Raw genomic sequence first — 20,717 nt, 5'->3', positions numbered from 1 at the left:
AGAGTTCACCCAGGGCCCACGCCGTCATTGCCGCCCTACGGGCGCGGTGTGCTTACCGGCGACCCGCGTACAGCTGCGTCACGTGCTCGGCGCTGAGCTCGTAACCGTACAGGCGGAAGTCGTCGATCAGCCCGTCGAACCTCGGGTCACCCCAGCTGGTCCCGCCGATGTAGTTGGCGGTGGTGTTGCCGCCCACGCCGACGTTGCCGATGTTGATGGTGAAGTCGGTACGGGTGGCCTTCAGGACGCCGCTGAAGTAGATCTTCCCGACCGAGCCGTTCTGCGTGAACACGACGTGTGTCCACGCGTTGAGCGGCAGGTCGTTGCCGGCGCCGAGCAGGAGCCGTTCCTGGGTGGCCACGCCCGGTGCCTTGAACGTGGCACCGAACCCGGTGGTGTTGCCGTTGGTGGCGGACTGGAGCAGGAAGAACGTGTCCGTGCTGCTGCCGATCTGCACCAGCGGCACCCAGTTGGGCAGGGTGTCCGGCCGGGCCCAGAAGGACACCGTGAACTGCGTGTCCAGGCCGGCCTCGATGTTGTCGGGCAGCCGGACCTGGTTGCCCGAGGCCGCGTCGCCACCCGGCAGGTTCACCGCGGGGCCGTACTTGCCGGACGCGCTCCACGACGTCGTGCCCGTCAGGGTCGCGGCGCCGATCGAGGACTTCGCGCCCGTGTTCGCGGCGGCGGTGCCCGTGTTCTCGTCGAAGGTGTACCGGACCGAGACACCCTCGTTGTACATCGCGGCCACGTCCGCCGAGGTCAGCGCGGACGTGTAGATCCGGACGTCGTCCATCAGGCCGTCGTACGCCGCGTCGCCGTAGCCGTTGCGGCCCAGCCAGTTGTTGGTCGTCGGACCGATCTCCGTCATGCCGATGGTCAGGTCGGTACGGGTGGCGATCACCTGGCCGTTGAGGTACAGCGTGCCGATCGAGCCCTGGCGGGTGAAGGCCACGTGGTTCCACTGGCCGGCGACCACGTCCTGGGCCGGACTGGCGTAGACCCGCTCCTCGGGGCCGGTCTTGGCCTTGAAGGTGACCGCGAGCCCGGTGCTCCCGCTGGCCTGGGTCTGCATCTGGATCTGGTAGTAGCTGCCGGCGGAGCCGAGCCCGTCACCGATGTGGAACAGGCCGGTCCAGTTGCTCTTCGTGTCGGGGCGCACCCAGAACCCGGTGGAGAAGTTCGCCGCGCCCTGGAGCAGGTTGTCCGGCAGGTCGACGGCGTTCGCGGTGCTGGCACCGGGGAAGTTGATCGCCTTGCCGAGCACGCCGTTGGTGGACCAGCCGGTGGTCCCGGTCAGGACCGCGGCCCCCACCGAGCCGACGGAGCCGGTGTTGGCGGCGGTGGTACCCGTGCCCTCCTCGAACTCGTACCGGATCGGGATGCCGGTGGCCGGCGGCGGCGGGTTGTCGCCCACGATCACCAGGTCGTCGATCATGAGACCGGCGCCGGTCCCCGTGGCCGCCTTCAGGGTGAGCACCTGCGAGGCGGTCGCGGCCGTGAAGGTGCCGACGTACGAGCCGTAGGCGGCCGTCGAGGGCAGTGCGGTCGTGGCCGTGAGCGTGGCGTTGAGGTTGCCGATCGTCAGCGTTCCCGTCGCCGCGGCGGTCCCGGACGACCGGGCGTCGCGGGCGTAGCGCAGCGAGATCCGGTACGTGTTGCCGGGGGTGAGGTCGCTGACGGTGCGGGTGATGTTGCCAGTGGTGCCCAGGCTGAGCTGGTACCCGGTGAAGCCGAGGCCGCCCTGACCCGCGGCGTTGCCGCGCACCAGCTGGACCTGGCTCGCGACGTTCCACGGCGACATCCGGCTGTTGCCGGCGGCGACGTCGACGGTCGCGGGAGCGACGTTGGTGCGCCACTCGGCGGGCAGGCGCGGGTACTCGAACTGGTCGACGACCCGCGGGTTCAGCTGCGTCATGACCACCGCGGGGTCGATCTGCAGGATCTTCGCGACCGACGGGGTGCCGGTGTTGTCCCAGACGTACAGCATGTACGACCCGGGCGGGGCGTAGTTGCCGTTGAGCGGCGAGGTGATGTTCACCGTGCCACCCGACTGGCTGAACGCCAGGTCCTGGAAGTTCTGGTCGTTGTTGAACCCGTGCGTCACGGAGCCGTTGCGGACCAGCGTGACCCGGGAGACCGTGCCGGTCGCGCCGATCTGGAAGTTGCCGTTGTAACCGATCTTCTGCGGCGCGGTGTTGATCACCGGGCGCGGGGCGAGCGCGTCGCCGTTGAACAGGTACCCCGGCGAGTAGTACTCCACGTCCGTGTAGTTGCGCGGACCGGGAGCGCCGCCGCCGCCGACCATGACCCGGCCGTCGGGCAGGAGCAGGGCCGTGGAGTGGTACAGCCGGGCGTGCTCGTGCGGGATGACGACCTCGGACCAGGTGTTGGTGGTCGGGTCCCAGATCTCTGGGTTGGTGACATACCCGCCGTTGCCGTTGTTCTCCCGGCTGCCGCCGGTGATCAGGACCCGGCCGTCGGGCAGGAGCGTCGAGGTCAGCCAGTGGCGCTGGTACTTCATCGGCGGGATCGCCGTGACGACCGGGTTGGCGGTGCCGCCGGTGATGTCGACGGTGAAGCCGGCGCGGGCGCCGTCCGGGCCACCGCCGTTGCCCCACCAGCCGCCGCCGACCTGCATGATCTTGCCCGGGCGGTACATGACCGCCGTGGACGTGGCGCCGACCGGGTTGCCGTTGCCGCCCTGGTTGGAGATGTTGGTGGGCAGCGTGCCCCGCAGCGTGATCTGACCGGTGCCGTTGTTGCCGGCCGGGTTCAGCTCGTACATCTGGGTGCCGGTGATGTTGAACAGCGTGCCGGTGGTCGGCGCGACGAACGCGCGGGGGTACCACCAGCGGTTCTCGTCGTTGCCGGGGTGGTCCGTGCCGCCGTCACCGTAGGCTGCCGAGCTGGTGGCGCCGGTGAGCAGCTTCCAGCCCGTGCCAGACTCCGGGGTGTAGATCTCCGGGGTGAGGACACCGCGCCCACCGGGGCCACCGGTGAGGCTGCCGCCCTGCACGACGACGGAGCCGTTGGGCATGGTCGTGCCCGTCGGGTACCACCGCGGGTAGTTCATGGGCGCCTCGGTCTGGAGCCCGTTGTTCGTGGAGTAGCTGGTGACGCCGATCCCGCCGTCGTTCGGGGCGTTGCCGCCCATGCCGTCGTCGCCGCCGACCGTCATGATGGAGTGGTCGTGCGGGCTCTGCACCTGCATGGAGCAGAACAGGTCGGTGTACGTGGTGTTGGGGATGATGCCGGCGCGGAGGTTCGCCAGGGTGCGTGGCGTGGAGGGGTTCCAGACGTCGACCTCCATCTGGCCGCCCTGGGTGACCCCGTCGTTGCCGGTCCAGTCGTAGGGCGTGGTGTCGTTGGCCCAGCCGCCGACGCTGCCGAAGGACTGCACCCGGCCGTCGGAGGTCAGGGCCATGTTGATCGGGACCAGCGGCCACGGCGTGACGCCGCTCCAGGCGCCGGCCAGGTCCTTCCTCGGCGGCGAGCAGTCCGCCGCGAGGAGCTTCGCGGCGTAGGCGAGGCCGTTCTTCATCTGGGCTCGCATGTACGTCTCGGAGTACGCGGTGCCCTCGTGGCCCATGGAGGTGTACCAGGACCGGCCGGAGTCGATCGTCTGGCACCAGGTGAGCGGGTGCTTGGAGCCCTGCCGGCCCATGCCGTAGGAGGCCTCGTCGGCCTCGACCAGGGTCCGCACGTTGGGCGCCGGGTTGACGACCCAGTCGTACCATTCGTCGCTGCGGGTGATGCTCGTCGTCACGCCCGCGACGAGCGGGTGCGTGGCGTCCGAGACGAACACCCGGCCGGGCCGCACGCCGGGGTTCTCCGGGTGTCCCTCGGAGGCGGCACCGACGAGACGGGCGTAGAACGGGTTGACGTCGTGCTCGCTCTCACCGACCGACCAGCCGGTGTAGTGCATGCCCATGAACCCGCCGCCACCGCGGATGTAGGCCTCGAGCGCGGAGCGCTGGGCCGCGTTGAACAGCACGCCACCGGTCTGTGCGAAGACCACCGTGTCGCGGATGGCGAGGTTCGCGGTCGTGAACGCCGCCGGGTCGTCGGTCTCCTGGATGTCCACCGGCTGGTTGAACTGGGCGCCGAGCTGGGTCGCCAGGTCACGCACGGCCTGCCGGGCCTCCACGTTGGAGGCGTGGAAGTTGGCCTTGTAGAACAACAGCACGCTGAGCCGGCCGTCGTCGGCGGGGGCCGCATGCGCCACGGCGGGAAGCGCGACGGTGGCGGCCGAGCTGGCGATCAGCGCCAGGGCGGCGAACGCCGCGGCGGCCCGGCCGGACAAATACGTCGAGAGGCGGAAGTGGGCTGACCTGCGGGGCACTTTCATAAGAGATCCCTTGAGGTTCGGCGGACGTGGCGGTATGGCGGACACCAACCACGGAGAGCCTGAACGTAGGGCAACATGAATACGTCGTCAAGAACTGCGTCTACGTACGTGAACCGAATTTTTCAATGATTCCTATATGCGAACCAGGTCCGGACGCGACGCAGGCCCCCGGAAACCCGCTCCGGGGGCCTGCGTCGGCGGTGCCTAGCGCAGCTCGGCGATGACGGTCTTGAGCTCCGTGTAGTCGTCCAGGCCGAACGACCCGAGCTCACGGCCCCAGCCCGACTGCTTGAAGCCGCCGCGCGGCAGGGTGACGTCGTCGGCGTGCCACGTGTTGAGCCACACCGTGCCGGCCCGCAGGCGGGCACCGACCCGGTGCGCCGTGCCGATGTTCTGCGACCACACGCCCGCGGCGAGCCCGTACACCGTGTTGTTCGCGGCGGCGACCACCTCGTCCTCGGTGTCGAACGGAATGGCGGTCACGACAGGACCGAAGATCTCGTCGGTCTGCACGGCCATCTGCTCGTTCACGGAGGTGATGAGCGTCGGCGCCACGAAGTAGCCGCGGTCGCCGACCGCGTCGGCACTCCCCGCGTTCAGCACGGCGCCGTCCTGTACCGCCCCGCGGATGTAGCCGAGCACCTTCTCGTGCTGCTCCTGCGACACGAGGGGACCCATCTGCGACGCCGGGTCGAAGCCGTCGCCGACCTTGATCGCCCGAGCGGCCGCGGCGACGCCCTCGACGACCTGGTCGAAGACGCCGCGCTGGACGTAGAGGCGCGAGCCGTTGACGCAGCACTGCCCCTCGTTGAAGTAGCCGCCCAGGACCGCGCCGGCGATGGCCGCCTCGATGTCGGCGTCGTTGAAGACGATGTTGGGCGCCTTGCCGCCGAGCTCGAGGGAGACCTTCTTGAGGTTGCCCGACGCCGCGGCGGCGATCTTCTTGCCGACCTCGGTGCTGCCGGTGAACGCGACCTTGTCCACACCGTGGTGGTCGACCAGCGCGGCACCGGTGTCACCGAAGCCGGGCACGACGTTCACGACGCCCGCGGGCAGGCCGGCCTCGAGCAGCAGCTCGCCGAGGCGCAGCGCGGTCAGCGGGGTCTGCTCGGCCGGCTTGAGCACGACGGTGTTGCCCGCCGTGATCGCCGGGACGATCTTGAAGCAGGCCATGAGCAGCGGGAAGTTCCACGGCACGATGCCCGCGACGACGCCGACCGGCTCGCGGCGGGTGTAGGCGTGAAACTCCCGGCCCGGCACGGACATCGGGATGGAGGTGCCCTCCATCTTGGTCGCCCAGCCCGCGAAGTACCGGAAGAGCTCGGCGGCGATCGCCACGTCACCGTCGCGGGCCGCCTCGACCCGCTTGCCGTTGTCGAGGGCCTCCAGCTGGGCGAACTCGTCGGCGTGGGCGTCGATGAGGTCGCCGATGCGCCACAGCAGGTGGGAGCGTTCGCGCGGGGTCATCCTCGACCACGGGGAGCGGTGCTCGAACGCCGTGCGGGCCGCCACGACCGCGCGGTCCACGTCGACAGCGGACCCGTACGCGACCTGTACCAGCACCTCCTCGGTCGACGGGTTGACGGTCTCGAACGTTCTGCCGTCCTTCGCGTCCACCCACTCGCCGCCGATGAGCAGCTGCTTCGGTGAGGACAGGAACGACCGGACGGCGGGCAGGAGCGCTGGGTTCTCGTGGGGCATGATGGCCTTCCGTAGGTGCCGGGTTCGGCTATTTGATGATCGAGATCTTTGAATAGTCGAGGGTGAGCGCGACGGCGACGACGATGATGACGCCGTAGAGGATCTGCTCGTAGGCCGACGGCACGCCGACGATCGGCAGGCCGACGCGCAGCAGCGTCACGACGAGCGCGCCGGCGAGGCTGCGCCACACGCTGCCGTGACCACCGGTGATCGCGGTGCCGCCGACGACGATCGCCGCGACCGCCGGCAGCAGCAGGTTGTCGGCCATGGTGGGGCCGCCGCTGTACTGGCGGGAGACCAGCATGACCGCGGCGAACCCGGCGCAGGCGCCGGAGGCGCAGAACACGCCGATCTTGACGAGGTCGACGGGTGTGCCGGCGAGCCGCGCGGCCGACTCGGAGTAGCCGGTGGCGGAGATCCAGCTCTGCAGCGGGGTCACCTTGAGGACCAGCGCGATCACGGCGACGACGACGATCGCCATCGCGGCCGACATCGGCACGTAGCCGGCGACGTACAGCTCGAGCCACTTGACCGTCGAGTCGTCCACGACCCGCACCGTGCCGGCGCCGGAGACGACGAGCGCGACCGCGGACAGGATGCTCATCCCGCCGAGGGTGACGACGAACGACGGGATCCGCAGCAGCACGTGCGCCGCGCCCTGCACCGCACCGATCGCCGCCGCGACCAGGATGACCATCGGCGTGGTGAGGCCCCCGAGGTCCGGCAGCCACAGGGCCAGCAGGACCGTCGTCAGCGACGCCAGGGCCGCGATGGACAGGTCGATACCGCCGCAGAGGACGACGAGGGTCGCCCCGGCGGCGAGCACGATGAGCGGCGCGGCGGTCCGCAACACCGCCGTCAGGCTCCGGGTGGTCAGGAAGTCGGGGTCGGCGATGGTCAGGGCGGCCACCAGCGCCACCAGGGCGATGAGCGGCATGAACCCGGTGATCCGCCTGGTACGGCGGGGAGCCGCGATGCCGGACGCGGGTTCGGCGACGGAAGTGCTCATACCATTTCCTTCACGAGGTCGAGCGGGCTCGGCTTGCCGCCGCTCGGGCAGGCGACCTCGGCCGCGACCCGCCCGTCGTTCATGACGAGGATCCGGTCGGCCATGCCGATCGCCTCCTCGAGGCTGTCGGCCAGCAGCACCGTGGCGACCCCGGTCGCGGCGAGCTCCCGCATCAGCCGGTACACCTCGGAGCGGGCGCCGATGTCCAGCCCTCGCGTCGGGTGGTCCAGCAGGAGCAGGCGGATGTCGCCGCCGACCAGCCACCGGGCCAGCACGACCTTCTGCTGGTTGCCGCCGGACAGCCGCTGGATGGCGGTGTCGCGGCCCGGCGTACGAATGGACAGCCGCTCGATCCAGCGGTCCACCAGGCCGGCCTGCTTCTTCGGCGCCACGAACGGGCCGGCGCAGCGGGCCTGCTGCTTGGCCAGGGTCATGTTCTCGGCCACCGACATCGGGCCGACCATGCCCTCGATCTTGCGTTCGGCCGGCACGTAGCCGATGCCGGCGGCGCACGCGGCGCGGGTGCTGCGCAGGTCGATCTTCGTGCCGTCCATCCGGATCTCGCCCGCGGTCGTCGGCTCGGCGCCGAACAGCGCGCGGCAGACGTCCCCGCGGCCCGATCCGTGGACCCCGACGATCGCCACGATCTCGCCGACCCCGACGTCGAGGTCGACGTCGCGGAACGTCTTGCCCGACAGCCCGCGGACCGACAGCCGGGGCTGCTCGGCCGTGACCGGCGCGGCGGCGTTCTCGTGGTAGTGGTCGTCGGACCCGGTCGACCCGATCATCATCCGGTGCAGCTCGCGCGGGACGGCACCGGCCGTGGCGACCTCGCCGACCGACTGGCCGCCGCGCAGCACGGTGACGCGGTCGCAGACGTCCAGCACCTCGTCGAGACGGTGCGAGACGAAGACGACCGAGGCGAACTCGCGCAGCCGGCGGATCTGCGCGAACAGGGTGTCGATCTCCTTGGACTCCAGCACCGAGGTCGGCTCGTCCAGGATGATGACCGGCGGGTGCTGGCTGCGCTCCTCGATGCGCAGCACCTTCGCGATCTCCACCATCTGCCGGTCGGCGAAGGACAGCGAGTCGGTCCGGGCGAGCGGGTCGATGTGCGAGCCGATCTTGTCCAGCTGTTCCTGGGCGAGGCGGCGCATGACGTCCCAGCGGTAGACGCCGCGACGGACCGCGACGCCTTCGCTGCCGAGGAGGATGTTCTCCGCGGCGGTCAGGTTGGGCACCAGCGACTGCTCCTGGAACACCATCCCGATGCCGTGGTTGGCGGCGTCCACGACGCTGCGCAGCTTGACGGCCTCGCCGCGCACGTAGATCTCGCCGGCGTCCGGGGTGACGAGGCCTACGAGGGCCTTGAGCAGCGTGGACTTGCCCGCGCCGTTCTCCCCGGCCAGGCCGAGGACCTCGTGCTGGTTGACCACGAAGTCGACGCCGTCGAGCGCCTTCACCCCGGGGTAGTGCTTGACGAGCCCACGGACCTCCAGCGCGGCGGCACTCATTTGGTCACCTGGTTTCTGCGACGCTGGGGGATGACGGCGGCGGCGACCGCGGTCACGACGATGAGGCCCTCGACGCCGCCCTGCCAGTACGGGCTGACCCCGACCTGCACGAGACCGTTGGTGAGCACCACGACGAGCAGGACACCCACGGCGGAGTGCAGGATGCCGCCGCGGCCCCCGGTGAGCAGGGTGCCGCCGACGACCGCGGCGGTGATGGCCGAGAAGTCGTAGCCGTTGCCGGCCTGGACGAGGCCGGCGCCGAGCTGGCTGGTCACCATCACCCCGCCGAGGCCGTAGAAGGCCCCGGCGAGCGCGAAGACCGCCACTTTGTACGGCTTCACCCGGACACCGGAGAGCGCGAGCACCTCTTCGGCGCCGCCGATGGCGAAGGCGTACCGGCCGAGTCGGGTGTAGCGCTGGATGAGCCAGCCCACCAGGACGCACGCGGCGGCGATCCAGGTGAGATAGGACAGGCCCAGGAAGCGCTCGATCGCCCAGCCCTTGAGCATGGCGTCGGAGATGTTGGGCTGGACGCCGGCGAACATGAGGGTCGCGACGCCGAGCCCGACGGCCGAGACCCCCAGCGTCGCCATGAACGACGGCACCTTCAGCAGTACCAGCGCCAGGCCGCTCAGGCAGCCGAACGCACAGCCCAGCACGACGGCGACCAGGATGCCGAACAGTCCGAAGTCGTTGTCGTTGCGATTGTTGGCCACCAGCAGCGACACGGTCAGGGCGGAGGCGCCCATGACGCCCGCTGAGGACAGGTCGATGGACCCCATCATCAGCACGAACGTGATACCGCAGGTGACGACCGCGAGCACCGCGGCGGCGTCCATGATGTTCTGGGCGTTGCCGATGCTGCGGAACTGCGGGCTCAGCGCGGCGAACACCAGCCAGATGACGACCAGCGCGACCGGTGGGCCGGCGTCTCGGAACGACGCGCCTCGCCGAGAGCTACGGCGAGGCGCTGTGACGACCTCGGCTGTCATGGTCACTTCAGGGGCCCGGCCACACGCTTGAAGACGTTGCCGCACTCGAAGTCCGACGGGTCCGTCTTCGGCGCGGCGAAGTCGGCGGCGTTGGCCTTCGTGATGAGGAACTGCTTGGCGAAGAACGCCCGGTTGTCGGCCGCGATGTCCTTGACGGCCAGCTTGCCGGTGGCCACGCAGTAGCCGATCGCCAGGCCGATGCCGCCCTGCCAGGCGCCGTCGCTGGAGACCGTGGCGGTCATCGTCCCGCCCTGGACGGCCTTGACGGCGTCCGGGACGGCGTCGATGCCGACGACGGCCACCTTGCCGGAGAGGCCTGCCTGCTGGAGGGCCTCCAGGGCGCCGAGCGCCATGTCATCGTTGGCAGCCCAGATACCCTTGACCTTGTCGCCGTGCTTGGTGAGCAGGGTCTTGGTCACCGTGAGCGCCTCGGCGCGGGAGAAGTTGGCGGCCTGCTGGTCCAGCAGCTGGACGCCCGGGTTCTTCTTCAGCGACGCCTGGAGGCCGGCGAAGCGGTCCTTGGCGGCGGCGGTGTCCAGGATGCCCTGCAGCGCGATGATGCCGCCCGAGCCGCCGATCGCCGTGGCGAGCGCGTCGCCGATCTGCTGGCCGGACTCGACGCCGTCGTAGGTGATGTGGCTGACCCACGTCTTGTAGTCGGCCGGCTTCAGGTCGGCCGGCTTGTTCCACTGCGTGACGAGGTAGGCACCGACCTTGTCGGCACCCTTGACGATCGGCGCGGTGTCCGAGTCGCCGTTGGGCAGCACGTTCATGACCAGGCACTTGGTGTTACCGGCCAGCAGCTGGCTGATCTGCTCCTGCTGCTTGGTGGAGTCACCGCCGTACGTGAGCCGCTCCTGGGTCAGGCCGACCGACTTGGCGAAGGCGTCGCCGCCGCCCAGCCACGCGGCCTCGTAGGGGTTGGACTCGTTACGGACCTGACCCACCAGCTTCACGTCGGCCGGCTTGCAGCCGCCCGCGTCGGCGGCCTTGTTGTCGCCGGCCGCCTCCTCGCTGCAGCCGGCCAGTACGGCGGCTGCCAGTGTCAGGGTCAGTAACGCTGCGGCGGGACGAGGGGTGATCGTCATGGTTGATCCTCAATCTCTTCAGTGCCGGTGGGAGCCGGCGGGGTGGCACAACAGAGAGGAGTCGTCTGATCTTGCTGGTTCGGTGCGCTGAAGGCCAGGGTCAGCGGGCCATCCAGCCTCCGTCGACGACCAGGACGTGGCCGTTGACGTAGTCGGCGGCGGCGGAGCTCAGGAAGACGGCCGCGCCTGCGATGTCGGCGGCCTCTCCCCAGCGGCCGGCGGGGATGCGTTCGAGGATGGACCGGGAGCGGTCCGGGTCGGCACGCAGCGCGGTCGTGTTGTCGGTGGTCATGTAGCCGGGCGCGATGGCGTTGATCTGCACGCCGAGCCGCGCCCACTCGTTCGCCAGGGCCTTGGTGACGCCGGCGACGGCGTGCTTGCTGGCGGCGTACGACGCCACCCGGAGCCCGCCCTGGAAGGACAGCAGGCTGGCGACGTTGACGATCTTTCCGTGCCCACGCTCGGTCATCGGCCGCCCGAACGCCTGGCAGAGGAAGAACAGGCCGCTCAGGTTGGTGTCCACCACGCGGTCCCACGACTGCCGGCTCACGTCCACCGAGTCCTGGCGGTCGATGATGCCGGCGTTGTTGACCAGAATGTCCACCTGACGGCGGCCGTTGACCTCGGCCGCGACCCGGACGACCGCGTCGTGGTCGCTGACGTCGAGGTCGACGACCTCCACGTCCCGGCCGAGGCCGGCCACCTGCTCCCGGGTGGCCGACTGGCTGCCCGGCCGGCCCAGCAGGACCAGGTCGGCGCCCGCCTGGGCGAGCCCGAGCGCGATCGCCTGCCCCAGGCCGCGACCGGCGCCGGTCACGACGGCGCAGCGGCCGGTCAGGTCGAACGGCGAGGTCACAGATCCTCCAGCGGCACCGGGGTCAGATCGGTGTAGTCGTTGTTCTCGCCGCCCATCGCCCAGATGAAGGCGTACGAGCCGGTGCCGACGCCGGAGTGGATCGACCACGGCGGCGAGATGACGGCCTCGCGGTCGCGCACGACGAGGTGGCGGGCGGCGCCGGGCTGGCCCATCAGGTGGAAGACCCGGTCCTTCTCGTCCAGGTCGACGTACATGTAGACCTCGGTGCGCCGGTCGTGCAGGTGCGGCGGGAACGTGTTCCACACCGAGCCGTCGGCGATGACGGTCACGCCGAACTGCAGCACCGAGGTCTGCAGCTCCTCGCCCCAGGCGTACTTGTAGAGGTTGCGCTCGCTCGCGCCCTGCGCCGTGCCCAGCTTGATCGGCTCGATCGCCGAGTGGCTCAGCAGGGCCGTCGGGTACGCCGCGTGCGCCGGGGCGGAGACGAAGTAGAACGCGGCTTCGGGGCCGGTGAAGACGACCTCGTTGCCGCGGCCGACGAACAGTCCGTCGAGGTGGCGGAGCTCGAACTTCTCGTTGTTGACCAGCACGTGACCGGACTGGCCGACGTTGACGATGCCGAGCTCGCGGCGCGCCAGGTGCGACGGCGTGCCGAGCACGTCCCAGGCCGGCAGCTCGAGCTGGCCGTCACCGGGAACCGCGCCGCCGACGACCAGCCGGTCGTCGTGGGTGTACACCCCGTGCACCTCGCCGGTACGGAACAGGCGCTCCACGAGGAAGTTCTTTCGCAACTCCGCAGTCGTTGCCGTCTCAACCGTGGACGGCGATGCGGAGTACCTCACTTCGATCAAAACTTTCTCCTCGTTTGTGAACCGCGTTCCGCTACGTGAACTGAGGCGACGATACCTATGGCTCCGATCACAGGTCAAGGGGCTGAAGTCTGTTCTTCTATGTGAACTGTGGTTTAGTGTTGGACGCTGGGCGCACACGCACCGTTGATGAGGAGGCCTCGGGTGGACACGGACAAAACGGCTGCAACCTCGCAGGTGAAGTCGGCTGCACGGGTCCTCGACGTCCTGGACGACATCGCCGCCCACGGCCCGGGCACCCAACTGCAGCTGGCCACTCGCCTGGGCATCCCGAAGAGCAGCCTGCACGCGCTCCTGCGCACCATGTGCGCCCGCGGATGGCTGGACACCGACCAGACCGGCAGCGTCTACCGGCTCGGCGTGCACACACTCACGGTGAGCTCCGCGTACATCGACGGCGACCCGGTCCTGTCGCGCGCCAGCGCCGTGATGGACGAGATCGCGGCCGCCACCGAGGAGACCGTGCACCTGGGCCGCCTGGAAGGCGCCGAGGTCATCTACACCGCCAAGCGCGAGTCCAAGCATCCGTTGCGCATGTACTCGGCGGTCGGCCGGCGCCTTCCCGCCTACAGCACGGCTCTCGGCCGGGCGATGCTCGCCGAGATGCCCGAGGACGTCCGCGAGCCGCTCGTCCCCCACCAGATCAAGGCCATAACCACCCAGACGACCACGGACCGGGACGCGCTGCTGGCGATCATCGACAAGGCCGCCCAGGTCGGCTACGCGGAGGAGAGCGAGGAGTCCTGCCTGGGCGTGCGCTGCTTCGGCGTCGCGCTGCCCTTCTCCCGCCGGTCGGTCGACGCGCTGAGCGTCGCGGTCCCGATCAGCCGGCTCAAGCACGGCCGGGAGGACTTCATCATCGAGACCCTGCTGAGCGTGAAGGCCCGCCTGTCGGCGATGCGCGACAACAGGCTGGTGCGCTGACGCACTCCCACACATGACGATGGGGCCGACCCGGCTGCGGGTCGGCCCCATCGCGTATGAGCAGCGGCCTCAGCGACCTCGGCGATCTCAGCGCTTCTCGAGCGCGGCGACCACGCCGGCGCGGGAGGCGTCCTCGCTGGCCAGGACACCCCCGTTGGCCACGTCGTCGGCGGTGATCTCGGTGAACACCATGCGGACGTCCTGCAGACGGGCCCCGAGGATCTCGACGGCGTTGTCGGCCACAGCGCGGGCGAAGGCCCTGCGCTGCTCCATGGATCGGCCCGCGAGCAGCTCGACGGTGATGTTCGGCATGGTGCCCCTCTCCTACCAGCTGTCCATCATATGGACTTGAGTTCACTAGTGTGAACGCACACTACCGTGCTGCCTGGATCACCACAATGCGATGCCCGTATCAGTTCACATACTTGACATCGGTTCGGCATGTTGGTCGAATCTCTGCAACCCACACTCGTCCTGAGGCGCGAGGATGCGACATGCGGCGCAATGAGATCGGACCTGCCCGGACCCCGGCTCGACCGTGGTCGCGGCGCGCCGCGCGGGCCGGCGCCGCCGCGGTGGTCGTCGGCCTGGTGGGGATCGCGTCCCCGGCGGGCGCGCACGTCACGGTGACGCCTTCCACCACCGCGGCCGGCGCCCACGCCCTCCTCCAGTTCGCCGTCGGGCACGGCTGCGGGGACTCGCCGACCACCAGGATCACCATCCAGATCCCGGCGCAGATCACCTCGGTGACCCCCACCCGGACCGCGCTGTGGAAGGTCACGAAGCAGACGGAGACCGTCGACCCGCCCGCGGTGGACGCCCACGGCAACAAGGTCGTGCAACGGGTCGCCTCGGTCACGTTCAGCACGGACACCCCGCTGCCGGACGGCTACCGCGAGGTCTTCGAGCTCACGGTCCAGCTGCCCGAGGCCAAGGGGACCAGGCTCGTCTTCCCGACCATCCAGACCTGCGAGCGGGGCGAATCCGCCTGGACGGAGGTTCCGCAGGACGGGAAGGACGTCGGGGAACTCCAGCTGCCCGCCCCGAGCTTCGTCGTCGCCGCTCCCCTGAACGGCACGGAGGGCCCGGACGGCACGGGGGGCGCGGGGGGTACGGACGGCACGCACCACCACACGCTCGCCGGCAACTCGGCCGCCACGCCCGCGCCGGCCAGGGACGACACCCTGACGCTCGCCGCGCTGGCGGCCGGCATCCTCGGCTCGCTCCTCGGCGGCGCGGAGCTCGTCCGACAGCGCCGCCGGACATGACCGGCCGAGGGCCGCGCCGGGTCGGGGCGACGGCACTGCTGATCCTGGTCTTCGTGCCGGCGATGCTGCTCGGGCTCGCCCAACCGGCGCACGCGCACGCGCACCTCACCCGCAGCGACCCGGCCGAGGGCGCGGTGCTGCAGACCGCGCCCGACCGGATCCTGTTCACGTTCGACGAGGCCGTCCGCGGCGTCCCGGGCGGCGTGCAGGTCTTCGACGCCCAGGGTGCGCTGGTCGAGGCGAGACCGGCCGTCAAGGGCACCGAGCTCGAGGTCGGGCTGCCGGGACGCCTGGGCAACGGCACGACCGTGATCACCTGGCGGGTCGTCTCCGAGGACGGGCACCCCATCAGCGGCGCCCTCACGTTCTCCGTCGGCGCGCCCACCCCCGTCACCACCCCGGCTCCGGACGGCTCGGACAGCGTCCCGGCAGCCCCCTGGACGCTGACCCTGGCCCGCGGGGTGGGCTACGCCGGTCTCCTGATCGCGGCCGGGCTCGTCGTGTTCGCCGCCATGTTCCTGCCCACCGGCCCCGGCGTCGACCGCCCGCGCCGCCGCCTGGTCGTCACCGCGCGCACCGCCGCGGCCGTCGCGGCCGTCGCGTGGCTCGCCGCGTTGCCGATCACCGCGGTCTACCTGCTCGGCGGCGGGCCGGCGCTGCTCACCGAGGGCTCGACGTGGACGTCGCTGCCGCCGGTCGAGTACGCCGTCGCCGCGGCCGTCGCCGGCGGACTGGCGCTCGCCGTGGTCCTGCTGGGCCCCGGGCCGGCAGCGCGGCGGCGACGCGTCGCGGCGGTGACGGCCGCCGCGGTCGCGGTCGCGGCCCCCGCGCTGGTCGGGCACACCCGCGCGGCGAGCCCCGCGCTCCTCGCCGTCGGTGCGGACGTGCTGCACCTCCTCGCGGGCGGCGTCTGGCTCGGCGGACTCGCCGGCCTGGCGCTGACCCTGCCGGCCCTCTCCGGCCGGGACGCCACCGCCGCCGGGGTGCTCGCCCGCTTCTCCACCGCCGCCGCCGGCGTCCTCGCGGCCCTGGTCGCCACCGGCTCGCTGCTCGTGTGGCGGATCCTCGGGTCCTGGACGGCGCTCGTCGACACCACCTACGGCCGGCTGGTCCTGGCCAAGATCGCCATCGTGCTGGTCACCGTCGCCATCGCGGCGTGGAACAGGTGGTCGCTCCTCCCCCGGCTCCAGCGGGCGGCGAACAGGAACAGCCGGGAGGCGCGCTCCCGCCCCGTCGTGCGCGCCACCGCGGTCGAGGGCGCGCTCCTCGTCGTCGCCCTGATCGTCACCGGCTTCCTCGTCGACACGAGCCCCGAGGGCGGCTCCCGGCCCGCGAGCGTGTCGGCCGAGGCCGCTTCCGACACCCACACGACCACCCTGGGCGACATCACGGTGCGGGCCTCCCTCACCCCGCTCACCCGCGGCCCCAACACCGTCACCCTCCGGCTGAGCTCCGCGGCCGGCGAACCCGCCGAGGGCGTCGCCCCGCCGGTGGTGCGCCTGTCGACCGACGGGACGACGCTCGGCGACATCCCGCTGACGCAGGTGTCGGCGGGTCTCTACACGGCGCAGGTCGTGCTCCCGGTGTCCGGGACGTGGCGGATGCAGGTGTCCCTGCGGGTCACCCAGTTCGCCAACCCCGTGGGCGAGCTGGAGTTCCTCGTCAGAGGATGACCGCGCCGGTCTTCTTCACCATGCGGTCCGCCCGCGCCTGGCTGCCGCCCTGGACGTAGATGTCCTCGGCCTGGCGTAGCAGCGACGCCTCGTCGCCGCACCGAGCCCGGGCACAGGCAACCAGCGCGTCCGCTTCGAGCATCCGGTACCCGCCCCGGCGGGCCAGCCGCAACGCCTCTCGTGCGGCGTCCATCGCCGTCGCGATCGCCCCCTCGTGCAGGTGCACGGCCACCAGCCCGATCAGGGCGCGGCACTGCAAGTAGGGCGCGGCGACCGCCGTCGCGAGCTCGTGACCCTCCCTGATGCACGCCGCCGCCTCATCGGGCGATCCGGCCTCGAACAGGAGAGCGCCGATGCTCACCAGAACATCCGCCTCCGAGGGCCGGTCCTGGTTGGCCCGGGTCAGCTCCAGGGCGGTGCGAGCCATCTCGATCACCGGGCCGTCCGTCGGGCCGACGGCCGACTCCAGCAACGCGAGCTGTACGAGCATCGCACCCTTCCCATACCGTGAGCCGATCTGCTCGTAGATCTCGGCGCTGCGCTCCAGCTGGATCCGCGCCTCGGCGTATCGGCCCATCTCCCGCAGCACCAGGCCGAGATTGAGCCGGTTGACTCCTTCGCCGTCCACGTTGCCACCGTGCTCGTTGAGCCGCAGCGCATCGGTGAGGTACTCGGCCGCCAGTGCCAGCTGACCCAGCTCCCAGCACATCATGCCGAGGTCGTTGACTGTCACCGCCTCCACATACTGGTGACGATGCTCCCGGCAGACGGTGAGCGCGTCGAGGTACGCCGCGCGGGCCGCCTCCGGCTCGCCCAGCGCCAAGTGGACCAGGCCGATGTTGTGATTCAGGTAGCCGACGGCCTCCGACCAGCCGACCGACTCGGCCAGCGTCAGCCCGAGGCGGTACTGCCGCAGCGCCTCCTGGAAGTCGCCGATGGACCACGCCGCCTGGCCCAGCGTCTGGTGCATGGCAGCCTGCGCCTGGTGATCGTCGCACGCGCGGGCCGCGTCGAGCCCGGCCTGCCCGGTCGCGAACCAGGGCGCGGCGAGTCGCGTACTGAAGAAGTAGCCCCGCAGCTGATCGGCCAGCATCCAGGCGAGTGGGCGTGGACCCCGCTTCGCCACGTGTTCGACGATCGCGACGATCTGCGGCATCTCCACCTCGATCCAGGCCATCACGGCGGCCGGATCGGCGAACCGGTCGGCGATACGGTCCGGACTCGGCAGACGCACCATGTTGGGATGCTGGCGCTGGGCCGCTTCGGCCACCCGGTCGGCGTAGTGGGCGTACAGCCGGTCGATCGCGCCGGCCTGGGCGGTCGGCCCGTCGTCGGCCGCCGAGAGATTGCGGGCATAGAGCCGCAGCAGGTCGTGCAGGACATACCTACCCGGCGACGGCGTCTGGAGCAGGCTGCTGTCGACCAGGTCGTCGAGGAGATCTTCGGTGTCCCGCTCGGTCCGGCCGAGCAGCGCCGCGGCCGCCGGCACGGACCAGGAATTGATCGGGTCCAGCGCCAGCAACCGGAACGCCTGTGCGGCGGGCTCCGAGAGGTCCTGATAGCTGAGCCGCAGGCTGGCGGCTACCTGCAGATCCCCTGCCCGCAGCTCGTCGAGCCGGCGCACCTCGTCGTCGAGGCGGCGGGCCAGGGTGTCGACCGTCCAGTTGGGACGGCTGGCGAGCCGGGCGCCGGCGATGCGGATGGCGAGAGGCAGCCGTCCGCACAGCCGGACCACCGTCGCCGCCGCGGCGGGGTCCGCCAGCACCCGGGACGGGCCTGCGATCTTGGCGAACAGGTCGACCGCGTCCTCGACGGGCATGGTCTCCAGATCGACGGCGGTCGCGGCCTCCAGGTCCACCATCCGGCGACGGCTGGTGACGATCACGCCGCAACCACCCCAGCCCGGCAACAACGGCCGGACCTGCCGGGCGTCGCGGGCGTTGTCCAGCACGATCAGCAGACGCCGCACCGCGACCGTGGTCCGGAACAACGCCGAACACTCCGCCTCGTCGGTCGGGATCGACGCCGCCTCCACGCCCAGTCCGCGCAACGCCTGGCTGAGCACGTCGACGGGGCGCGCCGGATCGGCTCCGTCGCCGCGCAGATCCGCGTAGAGGTGACCGTCCGGGAAGTCGGCCCGCATGAGATGCGCGGCCTGCAGGGCGAGGCTGGTCTTGCCCACCCCACCCGGGCCGGCGATCGTGCAGATCCTCACCGGGATCGGGACCGGCGCCGCCACGTCATTGCGCATCAACTCGCACAACAGCCGTAGCTGCGCCGTTCGACCGGTGAAGTCACCGACCGGTGCCGGGACCTGGAACGGCCGGACTCGATCGGCCGCCGGTCCGGTCACGTCCGTCGCCGGTGGCGGTGGCGGCTGGGGCGGGACCGACGGGGGCAGGACCGATGGGGGCGGTGGCGGCTGGGGCGGAATCGACGGGGGCGGCGGGGGCGGTGGGGGCGGTGGGGGTGATGGCTGCGGGGGTACGGCAGGTGCCTGCTCGCGGGCCGGCGACGCCCGCCAGTCGTCGATGGCCTGCCGTGGTTCGCTGCGCCAGTGCTGGCGCAGCACCCGGCGGTGGAATTCGGCAAGCTCCGGCCCGGGGTCGATGCCCAGGTCGTCGGCGAGCCGCGCACAGATCTGCGCGTAGGCCGCCAGGGCTGTCGCCTGCAGGCCGCCGGCCGCCAGTGCGAGGATCATCCGCCCCCACAGCGGCTCGTGCAGCGGATGCGCGTCGCTCAGCGCCCGCAACATCGCCAAGGACCGTTCGTGCCGGCCGACCTGGTCGGCAAGGTCGGCATGTCGCAGCACGGCCATGATGCGCTCGTCGGTCAGGGCCACCGCCCGCGGATGCGTGGCCAGCGCGGCGACGTCGCAAACCGCCTCGGCGCGCCACAATGCGAGGGCCTCGTCGAGGAGATCCAGGGCGGCCGCGGGTTCCGCGGCACGGGCCCGCTCGACCAGCTCGCGAAAGTGCAACAGATCCAGCTGATCGGCACCGGCGCGCAACATGTACCCGCCGGGCACGGAGCGGAGCATGGACGTCTGGTCCGAGTCGGCCGCGACCGGTCCGAGGAGGTGACGCAGTCGCGTCACGTACGTCTGGATGAGGTTGACGGCCGATTCCGGTGGCGCGGAGGGCCACAGCAGGTCGATCAGCTCGGTGCGCGGCACCGCCTCGTTCGGGGTCAGGGCCAGGCGGCCCAGCAGACTTCGCTGCCGGTCGGCGCCGAACCGCCGGTCGGCGCCGCCGCGACGCACCACCAGCGGGCCGAGGATGAGCACACGGACCGAAGCATCGGGCATCTCGCCGGCCGGGCTGCCCGGAGACGCCGGCCGCACCGCCGCCCGCTGGAACGCCGCGGCGGCCTCCCCGGTCAACCTCAACGCCTCGCACAGCCGGCGCACCGAGCCCGGGTGCGGATGCGAGGTGCGTCGCTGCTCGAGGTCGCGAACCGTCGCCACGCTCACCCCGGACAGCAGTGCGAGCTCACGCTGGGTGAGCGCCGCCATTTCCCGCGACATTCGGAGCAAATCGCCGAAGGGCACGGCCCCGGCATCGCCCATGCGCTTCACGCCCGCCCCCGTGGTCATCGTCGCAAGTGGATTCATCGTAGTACGGGTCTGGTACGGGTGGTGCCCCGCAAGTTCCGCGGTCCGCACCCGTCCTGGCATGCGCGAACGCGATACGAGACCGGTACGGGCACCGCCGGGTACAGCCGGCGTCCAGTACCGAGCCGAATGCTGTGAGCACCGCCGGCGAAGGGCACCGGCGGGGACGGCCACAACTTCGGAAGGGCTCGACATGACCATTGGAATTCGCGACCGCATCCGCCACGCATTGCTGTTTGCCGGCGGCCTTGCCTTCGCGCTCGCCGCCTCGCTCGTCGTCGGTGCGGGTGCGGCCCGTGCCGCGCCCAGCCCACCGGCGCCCGACCAGGTGCCGCCTGCGCTCGCTGCCGTCACCTGCGGATACAACGGTGCCGAAAACAAGTGGATGCCCCGATCCATGGCGGTGACCCGGGCGCGGAGTTGGATCGGCAAGACGCCGTACAGCCAGACCAGGTGCTACCGCAACAGCTACGGCGACTACCGCACCGACTGCTCCGGCATGGTCGCGATGGCCTGGGGCCTCGGCGGACAGGGCAGCGACTGGTGGACCGGCAACCTCGACGATGTCAGCACCCCGATCCCGGCGTCGCAGCTGGCCGCCGGCGACGCCCTGCTCTACCACGACGGCACCTCGAACGGCAGCCACGTGGCGCTGTTCGTGTCGTGGAAGGACAGCGCGCACACCCAGCCGATCGTGGTGCAGGAGAACGGCTCCACCGACAACACCATCGAGGGTGTCCCGACCAACTTCAACTGGCGCAACTACACCCCGGTGCGCTACGACCGCATCGTCGAGGATCAGCCGCCGGCGGTGTCGCGTCCGCGGCCGGGTTCGGGTCTGGTCCGGTGGGGCGACCAGCTGCAGGGCTTCGAACGTCGTGCCGACAACACCCTGCAGCAC

At 71.0% G+C, this 20,717-nt stretch carries 13 protein-coding genes and 1 pseudogene; 4 read left to right on the top strand and 10 right to left on the bottom strand.

Features of this window, described 5'->3' with window-relative positions; translation table 11 throughout:
• Positions 1-52 precede the first annotated feature (52 nt).
• The 8 genes from ABZ321_RS46315 to kduI form a co-directional block, all read right to left on the bottom strand.
• Positions 53-4,348, bottom strand: a complete 4,296-nt coding sequence (locus tag ABZ321_RS46315; RefSeq protein ID WP_354902623.1) for a LamG-like jellyroll fold domain-containing protein — start codon at positions 4,346-4,348, stop codon at positions 53-55.
• A gap of 204 nt (positions 4,349-4,552) precedes the next feature.
• Positions 4,553-6,049 (bottom strand): aldehyde dehydrogenase family protein, encoded by a 1,497-nt coding sequence (locus ABZ321_RS46310; RefSeq protein ID WP_344502105.1) that lies wholly within the window; start codon positions 6,047-6,049, stop codon positions 4,553-4,555.
• A 28-nt stretch (positions 6,050-6,077) separates the two neighbouring features.
• On the bottom strand, positions 6,078-7,058 hold the full coding sequence (locus ABZ321_RS46305; RefSeq protein ID WP_354902620.1) for an ABC transporter permease: 981 nt from the start codon (positions 7,056-7,058) through the stop codon (positions 6,078-6,080).
• The gene (locus ABZ321_RS46300) at positions 7,055-8,572 is read right to left on the bottom strand and encodes a sugar ABC transporter ATP-binding protein (RefSeq protein WP_354902617.1); all 1,518 of its coding nucleotides are present in this window, start codon (positions 8,570-8,572) and stop codon (positions 7,055-7,057) included. Before ABZ321_RS46300 ends, ABZ321_RS46305 begins: the two co-directional genes overlap by 4 nt.
• Entirely contained in the window at positions 8,569-9,465 is an 897-nt protein-coding gene (locus tag ABZ321_RS46295; protein WP_354902614.1) for an ABC transporter permease, read from the bottom strand. The genes ABZ321_RS46300 and ABZ321_RS46295 overlap by 4 nt, the downstream gene beginning before the upstream one ends.
• A 101-nt stretch (positions 9,466-9,566) precedes the next feature.
• Positions 9,567-10,652, bottom strand: a complete 1,086-nt coding sequence (locus ABZ321_RS46290; RefSeq protein ID WP_354902612.1) for a sugar ABC transporter substrate-binding protein — start codon at positions 10,650-10,652, stop codon at positions 9,567-9,569.
• A gap of 100 nt (positions 10,653-10,752) precedes the next feature.
• Complete coding sequence (gene kduD, locus ABZ321_RS46285; protein ID WP_344502100.1) at positions 10,753-11,508, bottom strand: 2-dehydro-3-deoxy-D-gluconate 5-dehydrogenase KduD; 756 nt, start codon at positions 11,506-11,508, stop codon at positions 10,753-10,755.
• The gene (kduI, locus tag ABZ321_RS46280) at positions 11,505-12,260 is read right to left on the bottom strand and encodes a 5-dehydro-4-deoxy-D-glucuronate isomerase (protein ID WP_354902609.1); all 756 of its coding nucleotides are present in this window, start codon (positions 12,258-12,260) and stop codon (positions 11,505-11,507) included. The genes kduD and kduI overlap by 4 nt, the downstream gene beginning before the upstream one ends.
• Positions 12,261-12,482: 222 nt before the next feature.
• Between kduI and ABZ321_RS46275 the strand changes: the two genes are divergently transcribed.
• Positions 12,483-13,262, top strand: a complete 780-nt coding sequence (locus ABZ321_RS46275; RefSeq protein WP_354902606.1) for an IclR family transcriptional regulator — start codon at positions 12,483-12,485, stop codon at positions 13,260-13,262.
• Between the two features lie 87 nt (positions 13,263-13,349).
• Here the strand turns inward: ABZ321_RS46275 and ABZ321_RS46270 are convergent, their stop codons facing one another.
• Positions 13,350-13,574, bottom strand: a complete 225-nt coding sequence (locus ABZ321_RS46270; RefSeq protein ID WP_344502098.1) for a tautomerase family protein — start codon at positions 13,572-13,574, stop codon at positions 13,350-13,352.
• Positions 13,575-13,756: 182 nt separating this feature from the next.
• On the opposite strand from ABZ321_RS46270, the gene ABZ321_RS46265 reads away from it, so the two are divergent.
• Entirely contained in the window at positions 13,757-14,530 is a 774-nt protein-coding gene (locus tag ABZ321_RS46265) for a YcnI family protein (RefSeq protein WP_354902603.1), read from the top strand.
• Complete coding sequence (locus ABZ321_RS46260; RefSeq protein ID WP_354902600.1) at positions 14,527-16,203, top strand: copper resistance protein CopC; 1,677 nt, start codon at positions 14,527-14,529, stop codon at positions 16,201-16,203. The genes ABZ321_RS46265 and ABZ321_RS46260 overlap by 4 nt, the downstream gene beginning before the upstream one ends.
• Here ABZ321_RS46260 and ABZ321_RS46255 read toward each other — a convergent pair.
• Positions 16,193-19,771 carry a BTAD domain-containing putative transcriptional regulator gene (locus ABZ321_RS46255; RefSeq protein WP_354902717.1) on the bottom strand — a complete coding sequence of 1,193 codons (3,579 nt, stop codon included), beginning with the start codon at positions 19,769-19,771 and terminating at the stop codon, positions 16,193-16,195. The two genes, ABZ321_RS46260 and ABZ321_RS46255, sit on opposite strands and share 11 nt — an antisense overlap.
• 238 nt (positions 19,772-20,009) lie before the next feature.
• Between ABZ321_RS46255 and ABZ321_RS46250 the strand changes: the two are divergent.
• Positions 20,010-20,717, top strand: a pseudogene (locus ABZ321_RS46250) (hypothetical protein); the annotation flags it as partial.

The organism is Dactylosporangium sp. NPDC006015 (genome assembly GCF_040614215.1).
Classification (GTDB): Bacteria; Actinomycetota; Actinomycetes; order Mycobacteriales; family Micromonosporaceae; genus Dactylosporangium; species Dactylosporangium maewongense.
This window is presented reverse-complemented; position numbering and strand designations above follow the sequence as displayed.

Excerpts from the sequence above, each read along its gene's own strand:
- ABZ321_RS46290 (WP_354902612.1), bottom strand. The coding sequence starts at position 10,652 with ATGACGATCACCCCTCGTCCCGCCGCAGCGTTACTGACCCTGACACTG.
- ABZ321_RS46310 (WP_344502105.1), bottom strand. The coding sequence starts at position 6,049 with ATGCCCCACGAGAACCCAGCGCTCCTGCCCGCCGTCCGGTCGTTCCTG.
- ABZ321_RS46315 (WP_354902623.1), bottom strand. The coding sequence starts at position 4,348 with ATGAAAGTGCCCCGCAGGTCAGCCCACTTCCGCCTCTCGACGTATTTG.
- ABZ321_RS46265 (WP_354902603.1), top strand. The coding sequence starts at position 13,757 with ATGCGGCGCAATGAGATCGGACCTGCCCGGACCCCGGCTCGACCGTGG.
- ABZ321_RS46305 (WP_354902620.1), bottom strand. The coding sequence starts at position 7,058 with ATGAGCACTTCCGTCGCCGAACCCGCGTCCGGCATCGCGGCTCCCCGC.
- ABZ321_RS46270 (WP_344502098.1), bottom strand. The coding sequence starts at position 13,574 with ATGCCGAACATCACCGTCGAGCTGCTCGCGGGCCGATCCATGGAGCAG.
- ABZ321_RS46300 (WP_354902617.1), bottom strand. The coding sequence starts at position 8,572 with ATGAGTGCCGCCGCGCTGGAGGTCCGTGGGCTCGTCAAGCACTACCCC.
- ABZ321_RS46260 (WP_354902600.1), top strand. The coding sequence starts at position 14,527 with ATGACCGGCCGAGGGCCGCGCCGGGTCGGGGCGACGGCACTGCTGATC.
- ABZ321_RS46255 (WP_354902717.1), bottom strand. The coding sequence starts at position 19,771 with ATGGGCGATGCCGGGGCCGTGCCCTTCGGCGATTTGCTCCGAATGTCG.